General features: G+C 39.5%; 20 protein-coding genes. 15 read left to right on the forward strand and 5 right to left on the reverse strand.

Annotated elements, in window-relative coordinates; translation table 11 throughout:
• Positions 1 to 18 precede the first annotated feature (18 nt).
• Positions 19 to 975 carry a PorP/SprF family type IX secretion system membrane protein gene (locus CHU_RS17745; RefSeq protein ID WP_011586993.1) on the forward strand — a complete coding sequence of 319 codons (957 nt, stop codon included), beginning with the start codon at positions 19 to 21 and terminating at the stop codon, positions 973 to 975.
• Between the two features lie 83 nt (positions 976 to 1058).
• On the forward strand, positions 1059 to 1457 hold the full coding sequence (locus CHU_RS17750; protein WP_238379310.1) for a hypothetical protein: 399 nt from the start codon (positions 1059 to 1061) through the stop codon (positions 1455 to 1457).
• 7 nt (positions 1458 to 1464) lie between these two features.
• On the opposite strand, the gene polA is transcribed toward CHU_RS17750, so the two are convergent.
• Complete coding sequence (gene polA / locus CHU_RS17755; protein ID WP_011586995.1) at positions 1465 to 4305, reverse strand: DNA polymerase I; 2841 nt, start codon at positions 4303 to 4305, stop codon at positions 1465 to 1467.
• A 162-nt stretch (positions 4306 to 4467) separates the two neighbouring features.
• Here polA and CHU_RS17760 point away from each other — a divergent pair, with 162 nt between their 5' ends.
• A complete protein-coding gene (locus CHU_RS17760) occupies positions 4468 to 4995 on the forward strand; it encodes a gamma carbonic anhydrase family protein (protein ID WP_011586996.1) in 528 nt (175 codons plus the stop codon).
• Between the two features lie 88 nt (positions 4996 to 5083).
• The gene (locus tag CHU_RS17765; protein WP_011586997.1) at positions 5084 to 5617 is read left to right on the forward strand and encodes a DUF4468 domain-containing protein; all 534 of its coding nucleotides are present in this window, start codon (positions 5084 to 5086) and stop codon (positions 5615 to 5617) included.
• 66 nt (positions 5618 to 5683) lie between these two features.
• Here CHU_RS17765 and CHU_RS17770 read toward each other — a convergent pair whose 3' ends face one another.
• On the reverse strand, positions 5684 to 8905 hold the full coding sequence (locus CHU_RS17770) for a caspase family protein (protein WP_143144063.1): 3222 nt from the start codon (positions 8903 to 8905) through the stop codon (positions 5684 to 5686).
• Positions 8906 to 9058: 153 nt separating this feature from the next.
• On the opposite strand from CHU_RS17770, the gene CHU_RS17775 reads away from it, so the two are divergent.
• Both CHU_RS17775 and corA read left to right on the forward strand, forming a co-directional pair.
• Positions 9059 to 9526, forward strand: a complete 468-nt coding sequence (locus CHU_RS17775) for a hypothetical protein (RefSeq protein WP_011586999.1) — start codon at positions 9059 to 9061, stop codon at positions 9524 to 9526.
• Between the two features lie 36 nt (positions 9527 to 9562).
• Positions 9563 to 10639: a magnesium/cobalt transporter CorA gene (gene corA, locus CHU_RS17780; RefSeq protein ID WP_011587000.1), complete on the forward strand. Its 1077-nt coding sequence runs from the start codon at positions 9563 to 9565 to the stop codon at positions 10637 to 10639.
• 54 nt (positions 10640 to 10693) lie between these two features.
• On the opposite strand, the gene CHU_RS17785 is transcribed toward corA, so the two are convergent.
• Together CHU_RS17785 and CHU_RS17790 are read right to left on the reverse strand one after the other, a co-directional pair.
• A complete protein-coding gene (locus CHU_RS17785; protein ID WP_049755593.1) occupies positions 10694 to 11062 on the reverse strand; it encodes an FKBP-type peptidyl-prolyl cis-trans isomerase in 369 nt (122 codons plus the stop codon).
• Between the two features lie 360 nt (positions 11063 to 11422).
• Positions 11423 to 11833: an FKBP-type peptidyl-prolyl cis-trans isomerase gene (locus CHU_RS17790; protein WP_011587002.1), complete on the reverse strand. Its 411-nt coding sequence runs from the start codon at positions 11831 to 11833 to the stop codon at positions 11423 to 11425.
• A gap of 150 nt (positions 11834 to 11983) precedes the next feature.
• On the opposite strand from CHU_RS17790, the gene fumC reads away from it, so the two are divergent.
• The 9 genes from fumC to CHU_RS17835 all read left to right on the forward strand — a co-directional run bounded on the left by fumC (position 11984) and on the right by CHU_RS17835 (position 22968).
• Positions 11984 to 13372 (forward strand): class II fumarate hydratase, encoded by a 1389-nt coding sequence (fumC, locus tag CHU_RS17795; RefSeq protein WP_011587003.1) that lies wholly within the window; start codon positions 11984 to 11986, stop codon positions 13370 to 13372.
• Positions 13373 to 13505: 133 nt separating this feature from the next.
• A complete protein-coding gene (locus CHU_RS17800) occupies positions 13506 to 14075 on the forward strand; it encodes an ezrin/radixin/moesin family protein (protein ID WP_041932487.1) in 570 nt (189 codons plus the stop codon).
• Positions 14076 to 14212: 137 nt separating this feature from the next.
• Positions 14213 to 15490, forward strand: a complete 1278-nt coding sequence (locus CHU_RS17805) for a DUF2130 domain-containing protein (RefSeq protein ID WP_041932488.1) — start codon at positions 14213 to 14215, stop codon at positions 15488 to 15490.
• A 177-nt stretch (positions 15491 to 15667) separates the two neighbouring features.
• Entirely contained in the window at positions 15668 to 17392 is a 1725-nt protein-coding gene (gene recJ / locus CHU_RS17810; protein WP_011587006.1) for a single-stranded-DNA-specific exonuclease RecJ, read from the forward strand.
• 3 nt (positions 17393 to 17395) lie between these two features.
• Positions 17396 to 18133: an LPS export ABC transporter ATP-binding protein gene (gene lptB / locus CHU_RS17815; protein WP_011587007.1), complete on the forward strand. Its 738-nt coding sequence runs from the start codon at positions 17396 to 17398 to the stop codon at positions 18131 to 18133.
• 5 nt (positions 18134 to 18138) lie between these two features.
• Positions 18139 to 19653: a GH3 auxin-responsive promoter family protein gene (locus tag CHU_RS17820; RefSeq protein ID WP_011587008.1), complete on the forward strand. Its 1515-nt coding sequence runs from the start codon at positions 18139 to 18141 to the stop codon at positions 19651 to 19653.
• Between the two features lie 260 nt (positions 19654 to 19913).
• Positions 19914 to 20861, forward strand: a complete 948-nt coding sequence (locus CHU_RS17825) for an Abi family protein (protein ID WP_011587009.1) — start codon at positions 19914 to 19916, stop codon at positions 20859 to 20861.
• An 88-nt stretch (positions 20862 to 20949) separates the two neighbouring features.
• Positions 20950 to 21885, forward strand: a complete 936-nt coding sequence (locus CHU_RS17830; RefSeq protein ID WP_011587010.1) for an NAD(P)H-dependent flavin oxidoreductase — start codon at positions 20950 to 20952, stop codon at positions 21883 to 21885.
• Positions 21886 to 22089: 204 nt separating this feature from the next.
• Positions 22090 to 22968 carry a protein-glutamine glutaminase family protein gene (locus CHU_RS17835; RefSeq protein WP_011587011.1) on the forward strand — a complete coding sequence of 293 codons (879 nt, stop codon included), beginning with the start codon at positions 22090 to 22092 and terminating at the stop codon, positions 22966 to 22968.
• An 11-nt stretch (positions 22969 to 22979) separates the two neighbouring features.
• Here the strand turns inward: CHU_RS17835 and CHU_RS17840 are convergent, their stop codons facing one another.
• Positions 22980 to 23525 carry a hypothetical protein gene (locus CHU_RS17840; protein WP_011587012.1) on the reverse strand — a complete coding sequence of 182 codons (546 nt, stop codon included), beginning with the start codon at positions 23523 to 23525 and terminating at the stop codon, positions 22980 to 22982.
• Between the last annotated feature and the right edge of the window lie 97 nt (positions 23526 to 23622).

Below are 23622 nucleotides of genomic sequence, written 5' to 3' on the forward strand. Positions count from 1 at the left end.
AATTAAAAGATCGCTTGAATGAAAAAGTCTTATTTGTTATTGTGTTTCATGTTTTGTTGTGCAGTTGGCGCGTTTGCTCAGCAGCGTCCGCAATACACGCAGTATATGGTTAACCCGTTTTTGTTAAACCCGGCCGTTTCGGGAACAGAAGACTATGCAGATCTGCGGGCAGGTTACCGCAAGCAGTGGGCAGGTTTTGAAGGATCACCGCGTACCATGTATGTGAGTGCGCATACCAATATCGGCAAGCATTTAGTTACCAATAACCGTTCAAGAAGCAAGAAAAACGGTTTCCATGGAATCGGCGGTATTATAACCAACGATGCGATCGGAGCCACCAATACGACCACGTTGAGTGCAGCATATTCCTACCATTTGAAAGTATCCAAAAAGGTATTTGTATCGCTGGGTGCTATGGGTGGATTTAACCAGTTTTCGCTGGATGCCAACAAGCTTCAGCCGGCCTCTCAAGGAGATAACCTGATCCAGAGCCAGTCGAAGATGGGTTTAGGGGATATCACAGTTGGTGGCTGGGTGTATTCAGATAAGTTTTACTTTGGAGCCTCTATGGCTCAGCTGGCACCGAGCTTAACGTTTACACGTACAGGGGAAGCGCTTAACTATCAGCTGGCGCACCATTATTTTGTGATGGCCGGCTATATGATCCCGCTGGGTTATGATTTTAAATTCATTCCATCGGTTTGTATCAAAGGGTTAACGCCTGCGCCTTTATCGTTTGATATCAATGCGAAGATCCGTTACAAGGATTTTTTATGGGCCGGAGTATCGTACAGAAACCGGGATGCGGTAGCGGGTATGGTTGGGATCATCATCAACAATACCTTTGATATCAGCTATTCCTATGACTATGTAACCAGCGACATTCATAAATATACAGGAGGCTCCCATGAGATTGTGGTAGGGTACCGCTTACGCTCTCAGGGCAGAATCATCTGCCCCTCTAACTTCTGGTAAGAATAATATACTCGCAAGAGAAAAAAGAGTGGTGCCTGGAATAGCACCACTCTTTTTTTTGTAGGTGCTAATAAATGTATAAGATGAAACTATTCAAAGATATTACGGCGGAAGAAATTAAGCAGGAATGCATACTTGTTGAGGATTTACTGCAGGCATCATTGAATAAAGCATCATTACTACCTGTAGCGCGCCTTGTTGCAATAATGACGCTGGAAAAAACATTACGTCATATTTTATATGCTGAGTACAAAACAATAACAAAAATAAAATTCTCTGTTTTAATTGATAAAGGCTGCCAGTGTGGATATATGAAAACAGACATTGCAGAAGAATTCAGAAAATTAAAAGAATATAGAAATGCGAGTGCGCATCACGGATTAATGTTATTAGACACGATTGAAACATATATGCCTGTAAATGAAATTATCCAGCATATACATGACCTGCTGGATAATTTTGCTTTAACAAAAGAAGGGTAATTTTTTATTAGTGTGCTTCAAGCCAATTTTCACCAATTCCCATTCCGACTTCCATAGGAACATCTAAGGCAATTGCTTCTTTCATAAAAATTTCTACCTGGGTTTTTAACAGGTCAATTTCGTCTTTGTGTGCATCGAACAGTAATTCATCATGCACCTGAAGAACCATTTTGGATTTCAGGTTTTCTTTTTTCATCCAGTCATGAATGCGGATCATGGCTACTTTGATCATATCAGCAGCACTTCCCTGAATCGGAGCATTGATTGCATTTCGTTCGGCAAACCCACGCATGGTCATGTTGCGGGAGTTAATGTCGCGCAAGAATCTTCTTCTGCCTAAAATCGTTTCAACATATTCAACTTCGCGTGCAGAGTTAACACAGGCATCCATATAAGCTTTAACAGCCGGAAATTCTGTAAAATAAGCGGTGATTATTTCTGCCGCTTCTTTCCGGGGTATCGATAAACGTTGTGATAAACCAAAAGCACTAATACCATAAATAATTCCGAAGTTGACCATCTTTGCTTTGCGTCGCATATCAGCAGTAACGTCTTCAATAGGAACTTTGAAAACTTTGCTTGCGGTTGTGCTATGAATGTCAACGCCTTTTCTAAAAGCGTTCAGCATACTTTCATCTTTGCTGAAAGCAGCCATAATACGCAATTCGATTTGAGAATAATCGGCCGACAAGATAACATGGTCGTTGTCGCGTGCAACAAATGCTCTTCTGATTTCTTTGCCTCTGTCTGTACGGATAGGAATATTTTGCAGGTTCGGATTGGTTGAGCTTAATCTGCCAGTGGCAGCAACAGCCTGGTTAAAGGATGTATGCACGCGTCCATCTTTTCCCAATAAAAGAGGAAGTGCATCTACATAGGTTGATTTAAGTTTTTGAAATTCTCTGTAATCTAAAATGTTTGCCAAAATAGGGTGGTCACTATCCAGTTTTGTAAGTACATCTTCACCTGTTGCATATTGACCTGTCTTCGTTTTCTTCGCGTTCGGGTCGAGCTTTAATTTATCAAAGAGTATTTCACCTAATTGTTTCGGAGAAGAAATATTAAACTGTACACCCGCATGTTCATAGATTTCTTTTTCAACGGCAGTAATCTCTGTCTGCAACAGCGATGAAAATTCGGACAATGCTTGCGTGTCAATTTTAACACCTTCCAATTCCATATCTGCAAGCACTTCGCTTAACGGCATTTCCACTTCATTGAACAATGGATTAAGATTTTGATCTTTAACAAGCGGGCTGAAAAATTTATAAAGCTGAAAAGTAATGTCTGCATCTTCTGCCGCATATTCTTTTATTGCTTCAATTTCAACATCACGCATGGTGCCTTGCTTTGCACCTTTTTTCCCGATAAGCTGCTCAATGGAAACGGGTGTATAATTTAAATAGACTTCAGCAAGTGTATCCATGCCGTGGCGCATTTCAGGCTCAAGCAAATAGTGCGCAAGCATTGTATCAAACAACGGACCAGCTATGGCAAAATTATATTTTTTCAAAACCAACAGGTCGTATTTCAAATTCTGGCCGACTTTTGTAATGGATGACTTTTCAAAAGCCGGCTGCAGAAGGTCAAGGATACGTTGTGTCTGAATCTGATCAGACGTAAATGGTATATAATACGCTTCTTTGGCACGGAAGGAAATAGCAAGCCCGACAAGTTCTGCTTCAAGTGCGTTAAGAGAGGTAGTTTCTGTATCAAAACAAAAAGACTCCTGCAGCAACAGAAGATTGGTTAAACGGACAATCTCAGCTTCGGTATCTACCACATAATAATCGTGAAGGACTGTATCAATTGTGTCTCTCACAATAGTTTCCTTTGACTCCCCCTTCTCGTCAAATTCTTCAGTAATAGTCTCGGCAGCCTCCATGCCAAAGAGCCCCATTTGTCCGGTTGATGAAACAGCAGCAGATTTTTTGGTCGCTTTTGTTTCCATTTTCTTTTCTGTTTCAGATGCAGAAGAGGAGTTGCCGAACAATCTTTTTTTAAGCGTCCTGAATTCAAGTTCATCAAACAATTGATCCAAGGCTTCAATATTATATTCTTTAACACGCAAAGCTTCTTCATCAAATTCAATCGGTACTTCGCAATGTATGGTAGCAAGCTCTTTAGACAGTAAACCTTGAGCAGCAAAGTTTATTACATTTTCTTTTTGCTTGCCTTTAAGCTGATCTGCATTTTTGATCAGATTTTCTACCGAGCCAAAATCTGCAATAAGTTTTTGCGCAGTCTTTTCACCAATGCCTGGAATGCCTGGAATATTATCAACGGTATCGCCTTGCAGACCAAGAATATCACGCACCTGATCTACTTCCTTGATATTAAACTTCGCCAATACTTTATTAATGTCATAAATTTCAACATCATTACCCATATATGCCGGACGGTATAAAAATACATGCTCATTTACCAGCTGCATGTAATCTTTATCCATGGTCATCATGTACACATCAAAACCAAGCGGGGGTGCGATTTTAGAAAATGTTCCTACAATATCATCCGCCTCATACCCGGGAACACCAAGTATTGGAATATTCATCCCTTCCAGCAGGCGATAAATGTAGGGAATGGCAACGCTTATATCTTCGGGCTGTTCCTGGCGGTTAGCTTTGTATTCTGTAAAATTATCATGTCTGAATGTGGGACCCTGTAAATCAAAAGCAACACCAATATGAGTAGGTTTTTCTTTAAGTAGAATTTCTAACAGACTATTTGTGAAGCCAAAAACCGCGCCGGTACTAATACCCGTAGACGTTACTCTTGGGTTTTTACTAAAAGCAAAGTGGGCACGGTATATTAGTGCCATGGCATCCAACAAAAACAATTTTTTCATGCGTACAATTTTTTGAATAGGCAGCGCCTAAATAGATTTTCAATTTAATCAATAAAAAGTATAGATAACAGTCTAAAAAAACATCCGCCGGAAAAACAAAAATTTTATAAAAGCCGATCTAATTATTGCTAATTTTAAAGAACAGGACTGTTAAATACGTATATGGCTTTGATTAAATCTGTTTTGGGTAAAACGCCTCAATTTGGCGAAAATTGTTGGCTGGCGGATAATGCAACAGTCGTTGGAAATGTTGAAATGGGAGAATTTTGCAGTGTTTGGTTTAATGCAGTCGTTCGTGGAGATGTAAACCGTATCAAGATTGGAAACAAAGTAAACATCCAGGATGGCGTTTGTATACATTGCACGTATGAAAAACATGCAACAATTATCGGAGACAACGTTTCTATTGGCCATAATGCGATTGTACACGGATGTATCGTGGAAGAAAATGTATTAATCGGTATGGGCGCAATTGTTATGGATGGCTGTTACATTGAAAAAAATTCGTTAATAGCTGCCGGAGCTATTTTATTGGAGGGTACACGTGTTGAAAGCGGCTCTTTGTATGCGGGTATACCTGCAAAAAAAGTTAAAGATCTGGCTCCAGAACAATTCAATACGCTTATTGATCGTATTGCAAATAATTATGTTACCTATGCAGGCTGGTTTAAAGAGGAAGAAGAAAAGTAATATAAATAAAGCAGCTGTCGATTATTTTTCAGTTTCAGTTGATTAGACTTAATAATTGTAGTATCATTAAAAATAAACGTATAATTCTATGAAATATATTTTAGCAATAACATTCGTACTAAGCAGCCTGATTCTGGTAAATGCCCAAAGTGCGCTGCCGATTGATCCGCTTACAAACAAAGTTACCTGGCAGGAAACAATTCCGCTGGATAGTGTTACACGCGATGAGATGTATGCCAGATGCAAACGCTGGCTGGCACATTATTACAAAGTTGAAACCCTGGCTATTGATAGTGAAGTAAATTATACTGTAGCAAATAACGCTAATTTCAGCATTAGCCTGACATACGATTTCAAGTATAAATCGGAAAATAACATTGCCTATACAATCACGCTCAATCAAAAAGAAGGGAAATACCGCGTTACCATTACAGATTTTAGATTTTACAAAATTGCTTCCGGGGCAAAAACGCAGCTGCCGCTGGAACAGGCATATGCAAAGATGACAAGCCAGAACAAAACAGAAACCACAACACAAGTAAAAACAGAAATAGATAAAGTACTGGCAGACTTAAAACTATTTATGGTGAAGGGTTATGTTAAGACCCAGGATGACTGGTAACATCGCTGCCTGTAAGGGCAAACTGCATTCGCCCTTATATAGATAATGAGCGAATGCAACTTGCCGCTACTCCAGTACAATTGGAAAATCGCTTCCTCTTGAAAAAGTGTATGGGAACTGAATCTTCCCGCTATACTTTGAATTTAGCTCCGGCACCTGATCATCCAGATACGATTTTAATTCATAAATAGTAATTTTACCATCTTTTGGTGCACCATCTGCTTTGCCGTTCAGGGCTTCCAGTAATACATAGGTGAACAAACCATGTTTTAATTCCAGGATTTCTTTTGCGTTTTGCTCGCTTCCTGCAGAAGCCATTACGTGAATACCTGCGCCTCTTGAAAGTTGTGCAAAGGCTTTTTCTTCATTTGCTCCGCGCATGGCTAACACCTCAACCGACCCTCCTGACTGGCAGGCATCCATAATAATAATCTGTTTCAATGCTTTTATATTTTTAAACCCTGCCTGTATTGTTTCAGCTGATAACGCATTGTTTGCAGTTGCCTGATACATACTTGTGCATTCAGTAGGAATAAAATAAAAATTCTGATCTACCATGCTGCCATGTCCGGCGTAATAAAAAATAAAAACGTCATTTAGAGCGATATGCGCTTCAAGACTTTTTAGTGTATCTAAAACGTTTTGTCTGGTGGCGGCAGCATCATACAACCCATGTACAATTACTTTCTGGTATAGATTAGCTCCGTTTCTTTTCACTGATTCTGCAAATGCTTCAGCATCTTCACGGGCGTAGTTTAATGTATATGCAGGATTTTTATAGGTATCAATTCCGATGGCAAATACATGACAAACGGCAGCACTGGGTGCTTTATCAGAAACAACCGAAACAAGCGATGCAGCGGATTCAATTTTGCCCTTACTCACCGCAATGCCGCTAAACTGATTTGTTCCGCGAACCAATGATACAGGAACGGAATAAATATATGAATTGCCTTTTCCTTCTACGACCTTTTTAGGGTCTAATGCTACAGCCATATTTTTGCCATTATGCGCCAAACGAATTTCGCTCAGGCCACCGCCTTCATCCATCACTTTAATATTTAAGGTTGCCTGCAAACCATCTGCATTGGGTATGCATGCGAGCTTAATCAGTGGTGGAGGTGAGAGTTGCAAACTGTTTTCTACATTTTGCATACCGGTAGGTGAAGAACCTCTGTTAAGAAAAATCTGCTGAATAAGATCTGGTCTGTAGTATTCGAAAAACTGATCCGGAGCGTACACATCCATTCCTTTCACAAAATGAATATCTGCACGCGCCTGTTCTGTTGCACTGAAGTAACCTTGGGGCGTTCGGGCCATCCACTCTCTTGAACTGATGTGAACATGCTCATAAAATTCCAGTCCCGACTCTAAATTCCAGAATTTAACAACACCATCTGTGCTGTATGAAACAAGCATCTTTCCATCTTTGCTTAAAGACAAAGAAGTAATCTCAGACTGATGACCGTTTAAGGTCTTTAATACTTGGCCGGATTGTATATCCCAGATGCGGATGATACGGTCATCCCCTCCGGTAATAATTTTTTTACTGTCTGTGGAATAAATTGCGCTGTGCAACATACCCCTGGCTCCCTTAAATTTTTGCAGCATCATGCCTGTAGTTACATCCCAGATGCGCGCGGTTCCATCCCATGAGGCAGTGAGTGCCTTATTCGGATCTGCTCCGAACGCAATAGATGAAACAACATCGGTGTGACCTATAAACGAAAGCACAACTTTTTTAGAATCCGGTTCACGCAATTCCAGTGATTTATCTAATCTGCCGCAAAGCAGGTACAGTCCGTTGGGAGTAAAGGAAATGCTATAGCAGGAATTTTCTTTCAGATACATATCTGAGCTTACTTCTCCCGTCTGAACATCATACACTTCAATGCTTGCATCCCACGAACCGGTTGCTACATATTTTCCATCTCTGCTCAACGACACATCAAAAATAGGTTCGGTATGTGGTTTAATGCGATTGATCAGCGCGCCTGTTTTTGTGTTCCAAAGAAATACTTCACCCGCACCGTCTGCTGTGGCTAATATGCTGCCATCAGCCGATTGATCCATGCTGATCACCGCTTTAGTATGTCCTTCGTATAATTTATTCGGAGCCCCGGTTGAGATATTCCATTGAATGGCATTTACCCCGGTTTTGCCTGTTATAAAATTATTGTCATCTTTTGTCAGCAGCAATTCATTTTTAAGTCGAAGATAACGCGCAATATTATATTCCCAGTAATTGTCTGCATTATAGTTAAGCCCGCCTTTATCCTGCTCCTGCAACGCCCCCTGATAGGTACGGATCACTTTTCCGCTAGCGGCCTCAAGTGCCCACGCAGTCATATTATCAGAGGCAACAAGAATTTCTTTTTCATCCAATGAAAGCGCAATATCATTTACCGTTTCAGATAAATAAAGTTTGTAGGCAACAACAGTTTTTGACGTAATGGTATAATTATACAACATACTGTCACTGGCGGCAATCACATGCTGGCCGTCTTTTGTAAGGGTTATGCCACGTAAATAATCAACGGGCTCGCCGAAGGTTTTGATCAGACTGCCTGTTTGCAAATCATATTGTGATAATTTATCGTTATGCGCGATTTTAAAAAGTGATTTATTATCACGCGAAAATTCAACATACGTTCCACAGCCACCGCACCAGCCTTCAGCGGGTTTAAAGGTGTATGCCAGATGCCAGTCACTTGTACGATATACATTTGCTGTTTTATTGTCTTCACCAATAGCCAGCCATTTACCATCATTGCTATACTTCAGGCTGATGCCATATCCTGATCCCTGATCTGCATTTACTTCCAGGCGTTTAATTAATTTCCCCGAGGGTATCGCATAAATCGATGCAGAGTCCGGATAGCCGGCATATGCAAAAGATTTGCCATCGGGATTGAAGGCGACATCGGTAATGTATTTCGAATTTTTCGGAGAGGTGAAAATTTCTTTTCCTGTTAAAATGTCCCACACGCGCGCTGTGCCGTCTGCACTGCTGGTTGCGAGCAGTTTTCCATCTGGACTGAATGCCAAGCCGTTTACGGTATGGTCATGGCCGATCAGACTGCGTATCTCCATACCGGATTGCTGATCCCATAATTTTACACTTTTATCCCGGCTGCCTGTAGCCAGTATTTTGCCGTCAGGGCTTACGGCAACAGCTTTCACCGAGGCGGAGTGACCTTTTTGAATCACAGTCTCAAGCTTCAATGTTTGGGCGTAACTACTTAAAGTCAGAATAAAAAATAATAAGACAAACGTACGTTGTTTCATGTTGTATATGGTTTCAAAGCAGTAAGTTAAAGAAAAGATTTCATATGGTTTGTCCGGAATATATACCTGCAAATAATTGAAGTAAAAATATTGCTTCAGGAATCTGAATTATGAATACTTTGAGTTATTTTAGAAGAGTACTTTAGAAGGCACATGTATTCAATATTTGTATTTACCCATTCAACACTACGCTGGCTTGTTTTAGCAGCAATTTCCTATTTGCTGATCAGAAGCTGTTATGGCTGGCTGAAAAACAAACCTTATACTTCCGCAGATAACAACGTCAGGCTTATTACACTGATCATTGTTCATATCCAGGCTTTACTCGGGATAACGTTGTATGCGATCAGTCCTGTTATCCGGTATTTCCTGACACATTTCAAAGAAGCCGTACATGAGAAAGAGTTTCGCTTTTTTGGCATGGAGCATTCGCTGATGATGATTATAGCAGTAACATGTATTTCAATCGGATTGATTAAAAGCAAAAAGAAAGCGACTGACAAAGAAAAATTCAAAACGATTGCAATCTGGCTTAGTATTTCCTTACTTATTATTCTTACATCCATCCCCTGGAATGTTGGTGAATTTACAGCAAACAGGCCTTTGCTGAGAGGTTTTTAAAATGCCCGTTTCAATCCGTTTATTTGAAGATATACTATGAGCCGTAAACATAAAAATAAAGCACGAAAACCAGGCCTTTCTCCGGGAGAGTTGAGCGGTTTCGATCATTCAGATGAAAATGATATTGCAGATATTTATCTCATACGGTATGATGAAAATGAAGTAGTCGAGGGAAAGATTGAATCGGTTGAAGATATGATTGTGCCACCTGCAGATAACAATCAGGTATACTGGTACAACATAGATGGTGTAAACAATCCCAATCAGCTGGCTGATATAGAAAAAAAATACAGACTGCACCCTTTGTTGATGGAAGATGTTGCCAGTGCAGAGCAGCGGCCAAAGCTGGATGATTACGACGATTGTCTTTTTCTTACTGTAAAGATGATCCGGCACGATGACAAAACAAATGAAATTTTTTCTGAACAGGTAAGCTTTGTTATTAAGCCAAATTTAATTTTATCGTTTCAGGAAAAAAATAAAGAGGGGGATGTCTTTAATCCCAATAGGGAAAGGCTGCGCCAGAACAAAGGTAAAATGCGAAGGAAGGGAGCAGATTATTTGCTGTACAGTTTGCTGGATACCATTGTTGATCATTACTTCGAGATTATGGAATATGTTGGCGACACACTTGAAGTTATTGAACAGGAAATGCTTACAAACCCGGAACCTGTTAAACTTAAAGAATTATATAAATTCAGGAGAGATCTGATTTACCTGCGAAAGTCTGTATGGCCGCTGCGTGAAGTGATAGTAAAGCTGGAGCGGGATGAATGTTCTATGATCGGCGAAGATGTAAAACCCTTTTTACGCGATGTATACGATCACACCATTCAAGTGATTGAAACTGTAGAATCTACACGCGATATTTTGTCCGGCATCGTAGATGTTTACTTATCTTCCGTAAGTAACCGCATGAATAGTGTAATGAAAGTATTGACAGTGATATCAACTATTTTTATGCCCTTAGCCTTCATTACAGGTTTATATGGAATGAATTTCGACAACATGCCTGAACTGCATACGCAAAATGGGTATTACGCTGTGCTCGTTTTATGTGGAACAATTGCGCTCGGGATGCTTATCTATTTTCAGCGTAAAAAATGGCTTTAAACAGTTGTCCGGTTTTAATGTGGAAGTTAAAACCGGGCAACTGTTTAAAGCGTTTTATTTGATCGCGAGCAATTGAATATAATAAGACAAGGTAGTATTTGGAGCAACATCTCCTTTAATACCTTTTTCTCCATGACCTAATTCAGAAGGAATAATGCAATAGATAGATTCTCCTATGCTCATTTGTTTAACGATTTCATTCAAACCATCAATTACATGAGTGTTATCGACTCTGAACCTGAAAGGATCATGCATTTGGTTGGAGTCAATAATTTCTCCCTCCGGTGATTTTATGCAGTACATGATACTTACAAGTTGATGGGAGTTAGGGTGAACACCATCACCTTTTTGGATTAGTACATATTTAATTCCACTTGCAGTGGTTAATGTATCGTTTGCAGAAGCTGAAAACTCCCGGCAAATAAGCTAGCAGAAAATATGCTTAATAATAATAAGATTCTCATCAGAGTGCTTTTAAATTCTATGTATTAGATGTTTAAACGCCATATATTTAACAATTGTTAATTAACAATTGTTAAATATATTACATCAATAAATTGAATAAAAAATTAGGAAACACCAGTAAAAGTGCATGCATGTATATATACCTATACTTTTTTAAAAAATTCATTACGTTGTATAAACTACAGGGAAATGTGATTTAAATCAATTTTGGATAATTAAAAACAATAACGAGTACAATATTTCGAAAAATTACATATTCAATTAGAAAAATTAACATAAAAAATCCGCCTTATGTTAGCAAGGCGGATTTTTTATGTGTTATTTAATATCAACAATTTCAATTAAAAAGTATAAGGTTGAATTTGGAGCGACAACACCTTCAATTCCTTTTTTACCGTACCCAAGTTCAGAAGGAATGATGCAGTACCATTTTTCTCCTTTGCTCATGAGTTTTACAGCTTCATCCCATCCGGGAATTACTTCATGGTTATCCACTTGAAATTTAAAGGGTTTTCCTCCTTCATTGGTTTCAACTACACGCCCTGTTGAAGATTTTCTACTGTAAATTACCTTTACTGTTTGTCCGGCTTTTGGATGAATGCCATCACCTTCTTTTATGCGGACATATTTAATTCCACTGTTTGTTGTAAGGGTGTCTGCTGCTGAAGCACATAGGCTTATAATGCAGCAGAGGGCACAAAGCATGCCTGTTAAAATTTTTTTTATCATGATTGTACGGTTAAAATTACTGGTTGATTTCTTGTACGTTAGAAAAGCCGATCCGTTTATTCCATGTATTGAATTATTGCGGCTGTAACACTTTCGTATTTGAAAAAAACTCTTCATATTAAGGTAGACAAACTTAACGTAAAAATCAATATGTCTATTCGAATTGAAAAAGATACCATGGGTTTGGTGGAAGTGCCGGCAGATAAATATTGGGGTGCACAAACCCAACGTTCCATAGAAAATTTTAAAATCGGTGATGCTTCAACGCGCATGCCGATCGAAATCATACACGCCTTCGCTATCTTAAAAAAGGCAGCTGCACAAACAAATCTCGAATTAGGGATTTTAGATAAAGAAAAAGCAGGCAGTATCGCAGAAGTCTGCGATGAAATTCTGGCAAAAAAACTGGATGATCAATTTCCGTTGGTTGTATGGCAAACAGGTTCGGGTACACAATCAAATATGAATGTGAATGAAGTGATTGCAAACCGTGCACATGTTTTGCTTGGCGGAAATTTACTGGATGAAACAAAAAAAATTCATCCAAATGATGATGTAAATAAATCGCAGTCATCAAACGACACGTTTCCCACGGCTATGCACATTGCCGCTTGCCTGATGTTAAAAAAAGTAACGATTCCAGGAATAGAGCAATTGCAGCATACGTTACGGACAAAAACAGAACAGTTTAAAGATGTTGTTAAAATAGGCCGTACGCATTTCATGGATGCAACGCCTTTGACATTGGGCCAGGAGTTTTCCGGATATGCTGCGCAATTAAGCTATGCATTAAAAGCAATTCACAATGCCTCGGCACATCTTTCAGAACTAGCGCTGGGTGGAACAGCTGTTGGTACGGGAATTAATGCACCCAAAGGATATGCGGAACGGGTTGCCGGGCACATTGCTGCGCTCACAGGTTTTCCGTTTACATCAGCACCCAATAAATTTGAAGCACTTGCTACACACGACGCATTGGTAGAAATGCACGGCGCGTTAAAAACGTCTGCAGTGAGTCTGATGAAAATTGCAAATGACATTCGCATGCTTGCATCCGGTCCCAGAAGCGGGATTGGAGAAATCCACATTCCGGATAATGAACCCGGATCTTCAATCATGCCGGGCAAGGTGAATCCTACACAGGTAGAAGCCTTGACGATGGTTTGCGCGCAGGTAATGGGAAATGATGTAACATTGTCCGTTGCAGGTTCTATGGGACAGTTTGAATTGAATGTGTTCAAACCGGTGATTATTTATAATTTTCTGCAATCTGCACGGCTGATCGGTGATGCATGTGTTTCATTTAATGAAAAATGTGCAAAAGGAATAGAGCCTAATACAGCCACCATTGAACGCAATGTAGAAAACTCGTTGATGCTGGTTACAGCCTTAAATCCGCATATTGGTTATGATAAGTCTGCAGAAATTGCAAAACATGCGCATAAAGAAAACACAAGTCTCCGGCAGGCTGCATTAGCATTAGGCTATGTTACCAACGAACAGTTTGATGCCTGGGTAAATCCTAAAAATATGATCTAGATATACTGTAAAACCTTAATTGGGAAGATGTTTTATGAATGAATGAACGTTTAATACCCTCATATACATAAAAGCTCTTTTCTTTCTCAAATAAAAAATATAATTTACATCATACATACTATTGAATCTACTTATGAAAAACATATTTTTACCACTGGCCCTGATGGTGAGCATTTCAATTTCTTCATTTGCACAAATGACTAAGGCAGAAGAAAAAGAATGGGCGCATAAAATTAAGTCCTTAACTCCGGCTTCATACAAGCAGCTTGTTGAAGATAAAAGTGCACTTGAAAACCAGGTAAATAATCTGAAGCAGGAAAACGATGTATTAAAAGCACAGGTATCCGATTTAAATTCAAAATTAAAAGAAGCACAAGCATCACAGGAAGCAAAAAAAGTCACTTCATCAGGTACTACAGTTCCTGCAAATGAAATGGCAGCAAAAGGTGTTGTATATAAAGTTCAGATCGGCGCATTTAAAAATAAAGACCTGAGCAAATACTTCAACAACAACAAAAACTTTAGCGGCGAAGTGGATGCAGATGGTACAAAAAAATATACACTGGGTGCATTTCCAAGCTATTGGGAAGCGGACAATTTTAAAAAATATTTACGCGAAATGGGTGTAAGTGATGCCTGGGTTGTTGCATACAAAGATGGTAAACGCATTGAATTGAAAGATGCATTAGAAGGCACATTATAATTCTTTTAGAAAAAACAATTGAAAGCCCCCCGCAGCTGCGGGGGGCTTTATTTTTTTACATAAGATAAGTTACTTACAGGCATTCTGATTCTCGCCGATCTTTTCGTATTTTTAATATCTATTTCCATCCATTGATTATGAGTTCCATCAACCAAATAACCTGCCCGAATTGCGGACACAACTTTCATGCTGAACAAGCATTAGCCAAACAGATTGAGGCAGAGGTAACTGTTCGTGTTCAAAAAGATGCAGACGAACGGAAAAAGCAGTTAGATGATGCTGAATTAAAACTTCGGAATCTTCAAAAAAATCTGGTCGCAGAAAAGGCACAGATGGAAGAAACAATGAAAGCCAATTTGCTTAAAGAAAAAAATCTTATTGAACAGCAGTTGCGCAAACAGTTAAGCGAGCAGATCAACGAACAGGTTTCTAAAGACAATGCTACAATGATGGAGAGTATGCGTGCTGATCTGGAAAAAAAGAATAAAGAAAACCAGGAATTAAAATTGAAAGAAGTAGAGTTGATGCGTGCAGAGCAAAAACTCAAGGATGTAGAGCAGGAAATGAAAGTATCTTTTGAAAAGCAGATGCTGGAGCAAAAGAAATTAATGGCAGAGGAAATTCAAAAATCTGCTGATGAACAAAACCAGGCAAAGAACAGAGAGAAGGACGCACAGCTTGAGCAACTGCGCAGACAGATAGATGAAATGAAACGTAAAGCGGAACAAGGCTCTATGCAGCTGCAGGGTGAAGCGCAGGAATTATTTTTAGAGGAACTGTTAAAGGCGAGCTTCCCGTTTGATCTGATTGAAGAAGTAGGAAAAGGTGTACGCGGTGCAGATATTATTCAAACAGTACGGAATACACAAGGCAGAGACTGCGGAAGCATTATCTACGAAGCAAAAAATACAAAAGCGTTTAGCGAAGGATGGATCGATAAATTGAAAGGAGATTTGCGCAGCCAGAAAGCTAGTTTAGCTGTATTGGTAACAAGTGTCATGCCGAAAGAAATGACAACGTTTGGTATTAAAGACGGCATCTGGATCTGTACGTTTGAGCAGGTACGCGGTTTGTCTCACGTCTTGCGTGATGGCTTGATCCGTATAACAGAAGCAAAGGGAGCCGAAGAAAACAGAGGAGAAAAAATGCAGATGCTGTATTCATACTTAACCGGTCACGAATTCCGTCAGCAGGTGGAAGCGATTGTAGAAGCTTTCTCCAGTATGCAATCTGCTTTACACAAAGAGAAAATTGCCATGCAGAAGATGTGGAAAGAACGCGAAAAACAGATCGACAAAGTAATTGAAAGTACTACCGGCATGTACGGCTCCATCAGAGGTATTGCAGGTAGCGCGGTTGGTGAAATAAAAGCACTGGAGCTGGATAGTGAGGATGATCTGCTGCTGGAAGAATAGCAATTCATTACAGCGAATAAATTCCAAATTACAAAAGACAAATTCCAGAAGTGCTTGATATAGTAATCAGCTGTTTAAATTTTTAACGCTCCAAGGATTTCCCCCGTCGAGCGTTTCGACCTTATAAAAGAAACACACGCATTAGGCCTTTAGCCTTCCGCTTTAAGCATAAGAACATTGAATACGACTACTAAACGCTGGATCACAAAAACATTACCTGCACAGGAGAAGGCACGGTCGCTGGCGGAGGCATTAAATATAAATGCATACATCTCTGCCATGCTTGTGCAGCGCAACATTGAAACATTTGAAGAAGCAAAGAATTTTTTCAGACCGTCTTTATCGCAATTACATGATCCGTTTTTAATGCGCGACATGGAAAAGGCTGTTACGCGACTGATGCAAGCCATTGCCGGGAATGAACGCATACTGATCTATGGCGATTATGATGTGGACGGTACAACATCCGTATCTGTTTTTTATGGTTTCTTAAAAAATTACTATACAAATATCGAATACTATATACCCGATCGGTATAAAGAAGGCTACGGCGTATCAAAAGCCGGCATTGAGTATGCACGCGACACAAATGCAACATTAATCGTTAGTCTGGATTGCGGCATACGTGCGGTTGAAATGGTTGCATACGCGAACTCATTCGGAATTGACTTTATCATTTGTGATCACCACAATCCCGGCAACGAACTGCCGGATGCTGTTGCTATCCTGGATCCGAAACAAAACAATTGTTCTTATCCATACAAAGAACTTTCTGGCTGTGGTGTTGGCTTTAAGCTTTTACAGGCTTTATGCACACGCGCAGGTTATTCCTCCGAATTATTATTTGAACAGATTGATTTACTAGCGATAAGTATTTGCTCAGACATTGTTCCAATAACGGGAGAAAATAGAATTCTAACGTATTTTGGACTTCAAAAACTGAATGAATCACCACGACCGGGTATTCAGGCCATCGTTGATGTTTCAGGTTTGAAAAAAGCGATTGATGTCAACACAGTTGTGTTTACGATCGGTCCCCGTATTAATGCTGCCGGCCGCATTGACCATGCGTTTGCAGCTGTTGAGTTACTGCTCGCTGAAAATAAAACCGATGCAGCAAACTTTGCTGCCAACATCAATGATCATAATTTAGTACGCAGAGAGTTCGATGAAACCATTACAGGTGAAGCCTTGGGAATGATTCAGAGCAATGCAAATGCAGCGACAGCATCTTCAACCGTTTTATATAAAAATGACTGGCATAAAGGTGTGATCGGAATTGTGGCCTCACGCTGCATTGAACATTATCACCGTCCTACCATCATCCTTACACAATCAAACGGTAAAGTAGCAGGTTCGGCGCGTTCAGTACCCGATTACGACCTATATGAAGCGATCGATAAATGTTCAGACTTATTGATTCAGTTCGGCGGACATAAATACGCGGCAGGTTTAACGATGGAAGAAAAAAACATTGAAGCATTCCGTACAAAGTTTGAAGAAGTTGTATCCGCAACGATCCGCAAAGAGCAGCTTATACCAATGATTTCCATTGATTTAGAATTGCCGTTGAATCAGATTGATAGCCGGTTCTTCAATATCGTTCGGCAAATGGGGCCGTTTGGTCCGCAAAATATGCAGCCCATATTTGTATCCAGGAATGTGATGGACGACGGCACATCCAGAATCTTAAAAGACAAACACCTAAAATTGAACATTCGTCAGCAAGATTCTGTAACTTACCCTGCAATCGGATGGCAAATGCATGCTTTTTATGACCGTATAAAAAATAAAGAGCCGTTTGACATTTGTTATTCGCTGGAAGAAAATGAATTCAATGGTAAAAAAACGATTCAACTCATGATTCGTGACATTCAATTTATAAAAGACAGAACCCATTAATATATGATACTTGGAGCTGACAATCTGATTAAAAAATATAAAAGCCGTTTGGTAGTAAACGACGTTTCTGTAAATGTAAAACAGGGTGAAATTGTTGGATTGCTCGGGCCAAATGGTGCCGGTAAAACAACAAGTTTTTATATGATCGTCGGGTTGATCAAACCGAATACAGGCAGAGTATATCTGGACGATGAAGACATAACAGACCTGCCGATGTATCAGCGCGCGCGAAAGGGCTTAGGTTATCTGGCACAGGAAGCATCGGTATTCAGAGAACTTAGTGTAGAAGATAATATTGGTGCTGTATTGGAAATGACCGGCATGCCTAAATCACAGCAAAAAGAAAAGATCGAATCACTGATGGAAGAATTCTCTTTGACACATGTGCGTAAAAATTTAGGGAAAGTATTATCCGGGGGGGAACGCAGAAGAACCGAAATTGCACGTGCCCTGGCCGTTGATCCGAAGTTTGTACTGCTGGATGAACCCTTTGCAGGCGTTGATCCTATTGCTGTAGAAGAAATTCAAACGATTGTTGCCCGACTGAAAAATAAAAACATCGGTATATTAATTACAGACCACAACGTAAACGAAACACTTTCCATTACAGACAGAGCCTATCTGTTGTTTGAAGGAAAAATTCTGCGTTCAGGAACAGCTGAAGAATTAGCCGAAGACGAAACCGTTCGTCGCGTATACTTAGGCCAGCATTTCCAATTCCGCAGAAAAGTGTTAATTTAATATACATGATTCCACTTTTTAATTTTGCGATTAAACAATTCATGAATCAACGGATGAAAAACATCCGAGGATTCATGGAACATCCGATTGAAACGCAGCAACGTGTTTTAAAGAACCTGTTACAGCAGGCAGCTTTAACTGAGTGGGGTAAAACACATGGGTATAAAGACATTCAATCCAACGAACAGTTTGCGCAGCAGGTACCAGTTTCAACCTATGAAACATTCTACCCATGGATCGAGCGCTGCCTGAAAGGTGAACAGCAGATCCTGTGGCAATCAGACATCGATTGGTTTTCAAAATCTTCCGGCACTACAAATGCAAAAAGTAAATTCATTCCCGTTTCGAAAGAATCCTTAAAAGATTGCCATTATAAAGGTGGCATGGATTTGCTGACCTTGTATTTTGACAATGCTCCGGAAAGCAAATTATTTCAGGGGAAATCATTAGCGGTTGGAGGGTCGTGTTCACCCAATCCACACCGCGACAATTCAAAGATCGGCGATATTTCAGCCGTAATCATGGCAAACCTGCCTACCTGGGCACAGTACGCGCGTACACCATCCATTCAGACTGCATTGATGAATGAGTGGGAAGCTAAGATTGATAAGTTGGCCGAAGAATGCTCGAAAGAGAATGTAACAAATTTGTCCGGTGTGCCTACCTGGGCAGTATTGCTGTTAGAGTACATGCTGGAAAAAAGCGGAAAAGAAAACATGCTTGAGATCTGGCCGCACTTTGAATGTTTCTTTCACGGGGCCGTTTCATTTCATCCATATAAAACGGCTTTTCAAAAATTCTTTCCATCCGATAAGGTCCGTTATATGGAAACATACAATGCATCCGAAGGATTTTTTGGTGTGCAGGATGATCTGAGCAGAGATGATCTGCTGCTGTATTTAGATCATGGTATTTATTATGAATTTATTCCGATCGATGAAATTGATGCGGAGTTTCCCAAAACAATATCGCTGGAGCAAGTACAGCTGAATGAAGCCTATGCGCTGGTAATCTCTACCAATAGTGGCTTGTGGCGGTATAACGTAGGTGATGTGGTGCGCTTCACTTCGATTACACCTTACAGAATAAAAATTACCGGCCGCACCAAACATTATATCAATGTGTTCGGCGAAGAGCTGATGGTTGAAAATGCAGAGATGGCTGTTTCAAAAGCATGTGAAGCTACAAATGCCGTACTGGCCAATTTTACTGCGGGCCCGATTTATTTCAACAATGAAAACAAAGGCGGTCACGAATGGATCATAGAATTTGAAACAGCGCCAGGTGATAAAGATCGGTTTACACAGTTGCTGGATCAGTTCTTAAAAGAGCTGAACTCCGATTATGAAGCCAAGCGCTACAAAGACATGGCCTTGTTGTTACCAACGATACATTTTGTTCCGGAAGGCACTTTTTATAAATGGCTCAAGCTGAAAGGCAAGCTGGGCGGGCAACACAAAGTACCACGCTTATCTAATAACAGGGAGTACCTGGAAGATATATTGACGAAGTGTTTGTAGGAAAACAATGTCAAATAAAAGACAATATTAGAAATGGATGGCAGCAAAAACCTCAAAAACTACTTAAAAAGCATTTTTAAAATAAGTGATGAAAATAGTTTGTGCTGCTTTTATAAAATCGTAACTTTGTCATATAAAATAAGAGTACTTTTTAATAGGCCTGCTCTATTTCTTATATAAGACAGTTCATCAGCTAACACAATACACCTCCCATGCCTCTCTTTGAAGCACACTTGGGGGGTTTTTTCTTTTATAATCTTATGAGTAAGCAAACTTTTAACAAGGCACCTCTTAATTTTCAAAATCAAATTATTTTACTAAAAAACAGAGGCTTAAAAATAGTTGATGAAGCTAAAGCAGTAAATTATTTACAAGAGATCAGTTATTATCGTTTGAGTGCCTATTTTTTGCCGTATCAATCTACCAAGGATACGTTTAATAAAAATACAGATTTTGATCAAATACTAAGTACTTATACGTTTGATAGAGAACTACGCTTATTGGTTTTTGATTGTATTGAACGTATAGAAGTTGCTATAAGAACACAATTTATCTATACGATGGCATTACATTATAATGACAGCCATTGGCAGGATAACCAGATACACTTTATTACACCACATTATAATAAAATTGGCCAATTAATAAATCCATTTGCAGATTTTCAATCAATCATTTCAAAAGCAAAAACTGCGCGCACGCCTGAAGTATTTATTAAACATTATATTGACAATTATCATACACCGGCAAATCCTCCAAGCTGGATGTGTTTAGAATTGCTTACGATTGGTGAATTATCCCACCTTTATAGAGGATTAAAAAACAATATCGATAAAAAACGCATAGCAGATTTTTTTGATGTGCATCATACTGTTTTTACTTCATGGCTTCATACACTAACCTATATTAGAAATATTTGCGCACATCATAGTCGTTTATGGAATAGAGATTTAGCAATTGAACCGGAAAAGCTATTAAAGCCAACTGGTGGCTGGATCGATAAACCTTTTGAAAATAATAAACGCGTATTTTACTTTCTGTGTGTATTAAAATATATGTTACAAAGAGCAAATCCCGGGAATAGTATGAAAGATAAACTTCAAGATTTGTTTAACCGCTATCCAAATATTCCAATAAAATTTTTAGGTATTCCTTCTGATGGAAAAGGTAGCTTATTAAATTGGCAAAACCAGGCACTTTGGAAATGAACGACAGAGAAGCATTCCGCATAATAAACGGGGTACATTTCCCTTAATAAAAAAATAATTAACTTGTCATTATCAATTGACAGCTTTTATGCAAAACAGAATCACACAACTCTTCAACATTCAATATCCCATTATACAGGCTGGAATGGTTTGGTGCAGCGGCTGGCGTTTGGCTTCAGCTGTAAGCAATGCAGGCGGACTTGGTTTGATCGGTGCAGGTTCTATGTCGGCAGATCTGCTGCGCGAACATATTCAGAAATGCATAACTGCGACCAGCAAACCATTTGGTGTAAATTTACCCTTATTGTATGCGCACATCGATCAGCATATTCAGGTGTTGCTGGATGAAAAAGTAAAAATTGTTTTTACTTCCGCAGGCAATCCGGCTACCTATACAGCAAGATTAAAAGAAGCAGGTATAACGGTTGTGCATGTAGTATCAAGTACAAAGTTTGCTTTGAAAGCACAACAGGCTGGCGTTGATGCTATTGTTGCAGAAGGTTTTGAAGCGGGTGGGCATAATGGAAGAGAAGAAACAACTACCTTATGTCTGATCCCATCTGTAGCAGATGCAGTAAGTATTCCGGTTATTGCTGCTGGCGGCATTGCTTCCGGGCGTGCGATGCTTGCAGCATTTGCCTTAGGAGCAGAAGGTGTACAGGTCGGTTCTGCTTTTGCTGTAAGCGAAGAATCTTCCGCGCACCATATATTTAAACAACGCGTGGTTGAAGCCCTTGAAGGTGAAACAATCTTAACCTTGAAACAGCTGACACCTGTGCGGTTAATAAAAAACAATTTTTATGAACAGATAAAAAAAGCAGAAACGAATGGTGCTTCAGCAGAAGATCTGAAAAATATAGTAAGCAAAGGAAGGTCGAAGAAAGGAATTTTTGAAGGCGATCTCAACGAAGGCGAATTAGAGATCGGGCAAGTGAGCGCGCAGCTGAAAGCCGTGAAGCCTGCAGCATCTGTAATAACGGATATCTGGGAAGAGTTTGAGCAGGCACGGAAAAATATTTTTTAACTGCAAAAGTTTAAATCCTATTTATTCATTTAATCATACAACTTGCGCAGCGAAAAGTATATGAATCTGTGTTATTACATGTTTAAAAAGATTTCTTAATATTTTAATTACATGAAATAATGTATTTTTGTATCAACAGTTGTTCAGGCAATCCGGCAGGAACAGATTCTTCAAAAAATTATTTCAACGCTCAAACGACATCCGTTGCTTACCGACGGAAAGGCTACTGTAGTGAGTGCCGCTTCCGCAGCTATTCTGTTTACTCAGATACAGAATGACGGGATTCCTTTCGGCTATCACCAGGCAAACTGTCACAACATTGCACATTACATTTGTCTGTTAGCAAAAGCACAGAATATTACGCTTGCAAAGATCTGGGCATTCACGCCCGGCATTTATACGGCATCCAGCAGAAGGGTTATTTCGTTTACCGATCAGAATAAACTTTCACCGACAGGAAAAATTGACTGGGGCTATCATGTAGCGCCTGTTATCTTAGTGGAAGAAGAAGGTGCTGTTGTAAAGATGGCAATAGATCCGGTACTTTTTCCGGAAGGACCCGTGCCTTATAAAGCCTGGCTGGACAGGATCAAAACAAAAAAATTAATTTATTTATTGATGGATGCAGAGTGGTATTTATTTAACACGTCGTATTTAAATAACACCCAGCTGGAATTTTTTGACATGCAAACGGATGAACCTGTAAAACCCAATGTTATTTTCCCGTATTGGTTTGCAAATAAATGTGTAACTGATTTTTTTAAATACGAAGAAGATAGTTTATTGTACGCCTGGTTAGAGAAAGGTCTTGCTGTAAACGATACGGCTTCTGAATTTTATGAAAACGAGATCAAACCGATATTGGATGACCCTTCAGCATCCGCTCTGTTAAAGGACTACAGAGACCTGGTTGGGAATGTCTTTAATTTTGAAACGGTGTTCCGGGATTATATGTATAACTATGAAATGAATATCGATTTTTATGAACGGCATGCTCTGATTATTGAGGAATATAGAAATGTATTTAATACGCATGTTGAAAAATGGAAACAGAAAGTAGCTGAACTCGGCATTTTGCTATAATTTTAAATAAATCATTTTCGTTTTTTAATGCGCTGAGTGATTGTGTCGGTCATACGGACTTTACCGGTAATCATGGGCGCAACAATTCCTACAGCATGCATTTCAAGCGTATCTTCCTGAGGTATCAATGCGGTTGTATCTTCCGGAACATCCATAATAACAGTATCTCCCATTAACCGGTTCTCTGAATCAGGACCTGTATAAGCCGGCTCTCCGAGCGTTGCAGGCGAATGTTTTTTAACACAACTGCTTAGCCAGATCAAAGAACTTGCCAGCAGAAGAACAACAGACCGGACAGCACTCATTCCGGAAAATGTATTAAACAGTAAATGAAAATAATTTTTCGAATCTGTTTTTAATTCTCTGTCAACCTGTGACGTTAAAAACCGACCGCATGTTTTTTGTTGGAAATGAACAATAAAATAGTCTTTTATTTCAGTGTCGCTCATCTTACTGAAATCAACCACTACTTTCTCACAGGAGGAACAGAATTTTCCGGCAGTATCAGGAGTCATTTTTTGCCAGTCAGCGTCGCATGGATTTTTAATCTGAATCATACGGGGTCTATTTTAGAAATCTAAACGTATCGCAGACACATTCGGGTATAAAAACTGCTTAAAATTTATGTCAATGAATTATTAAAATACCTGATAA

Origin of the sequence: Cytophaga hutchinsonii ATCC 33406, assembly GCF_000014145.1 — a bacterium.
GTDB classification, from domain to species: Bacteria; Bacteroidota; Bacteroidia; order Cytophagales; family Cytophagaceae; genus Cytophaga; species Cytophaga hutchinsonii.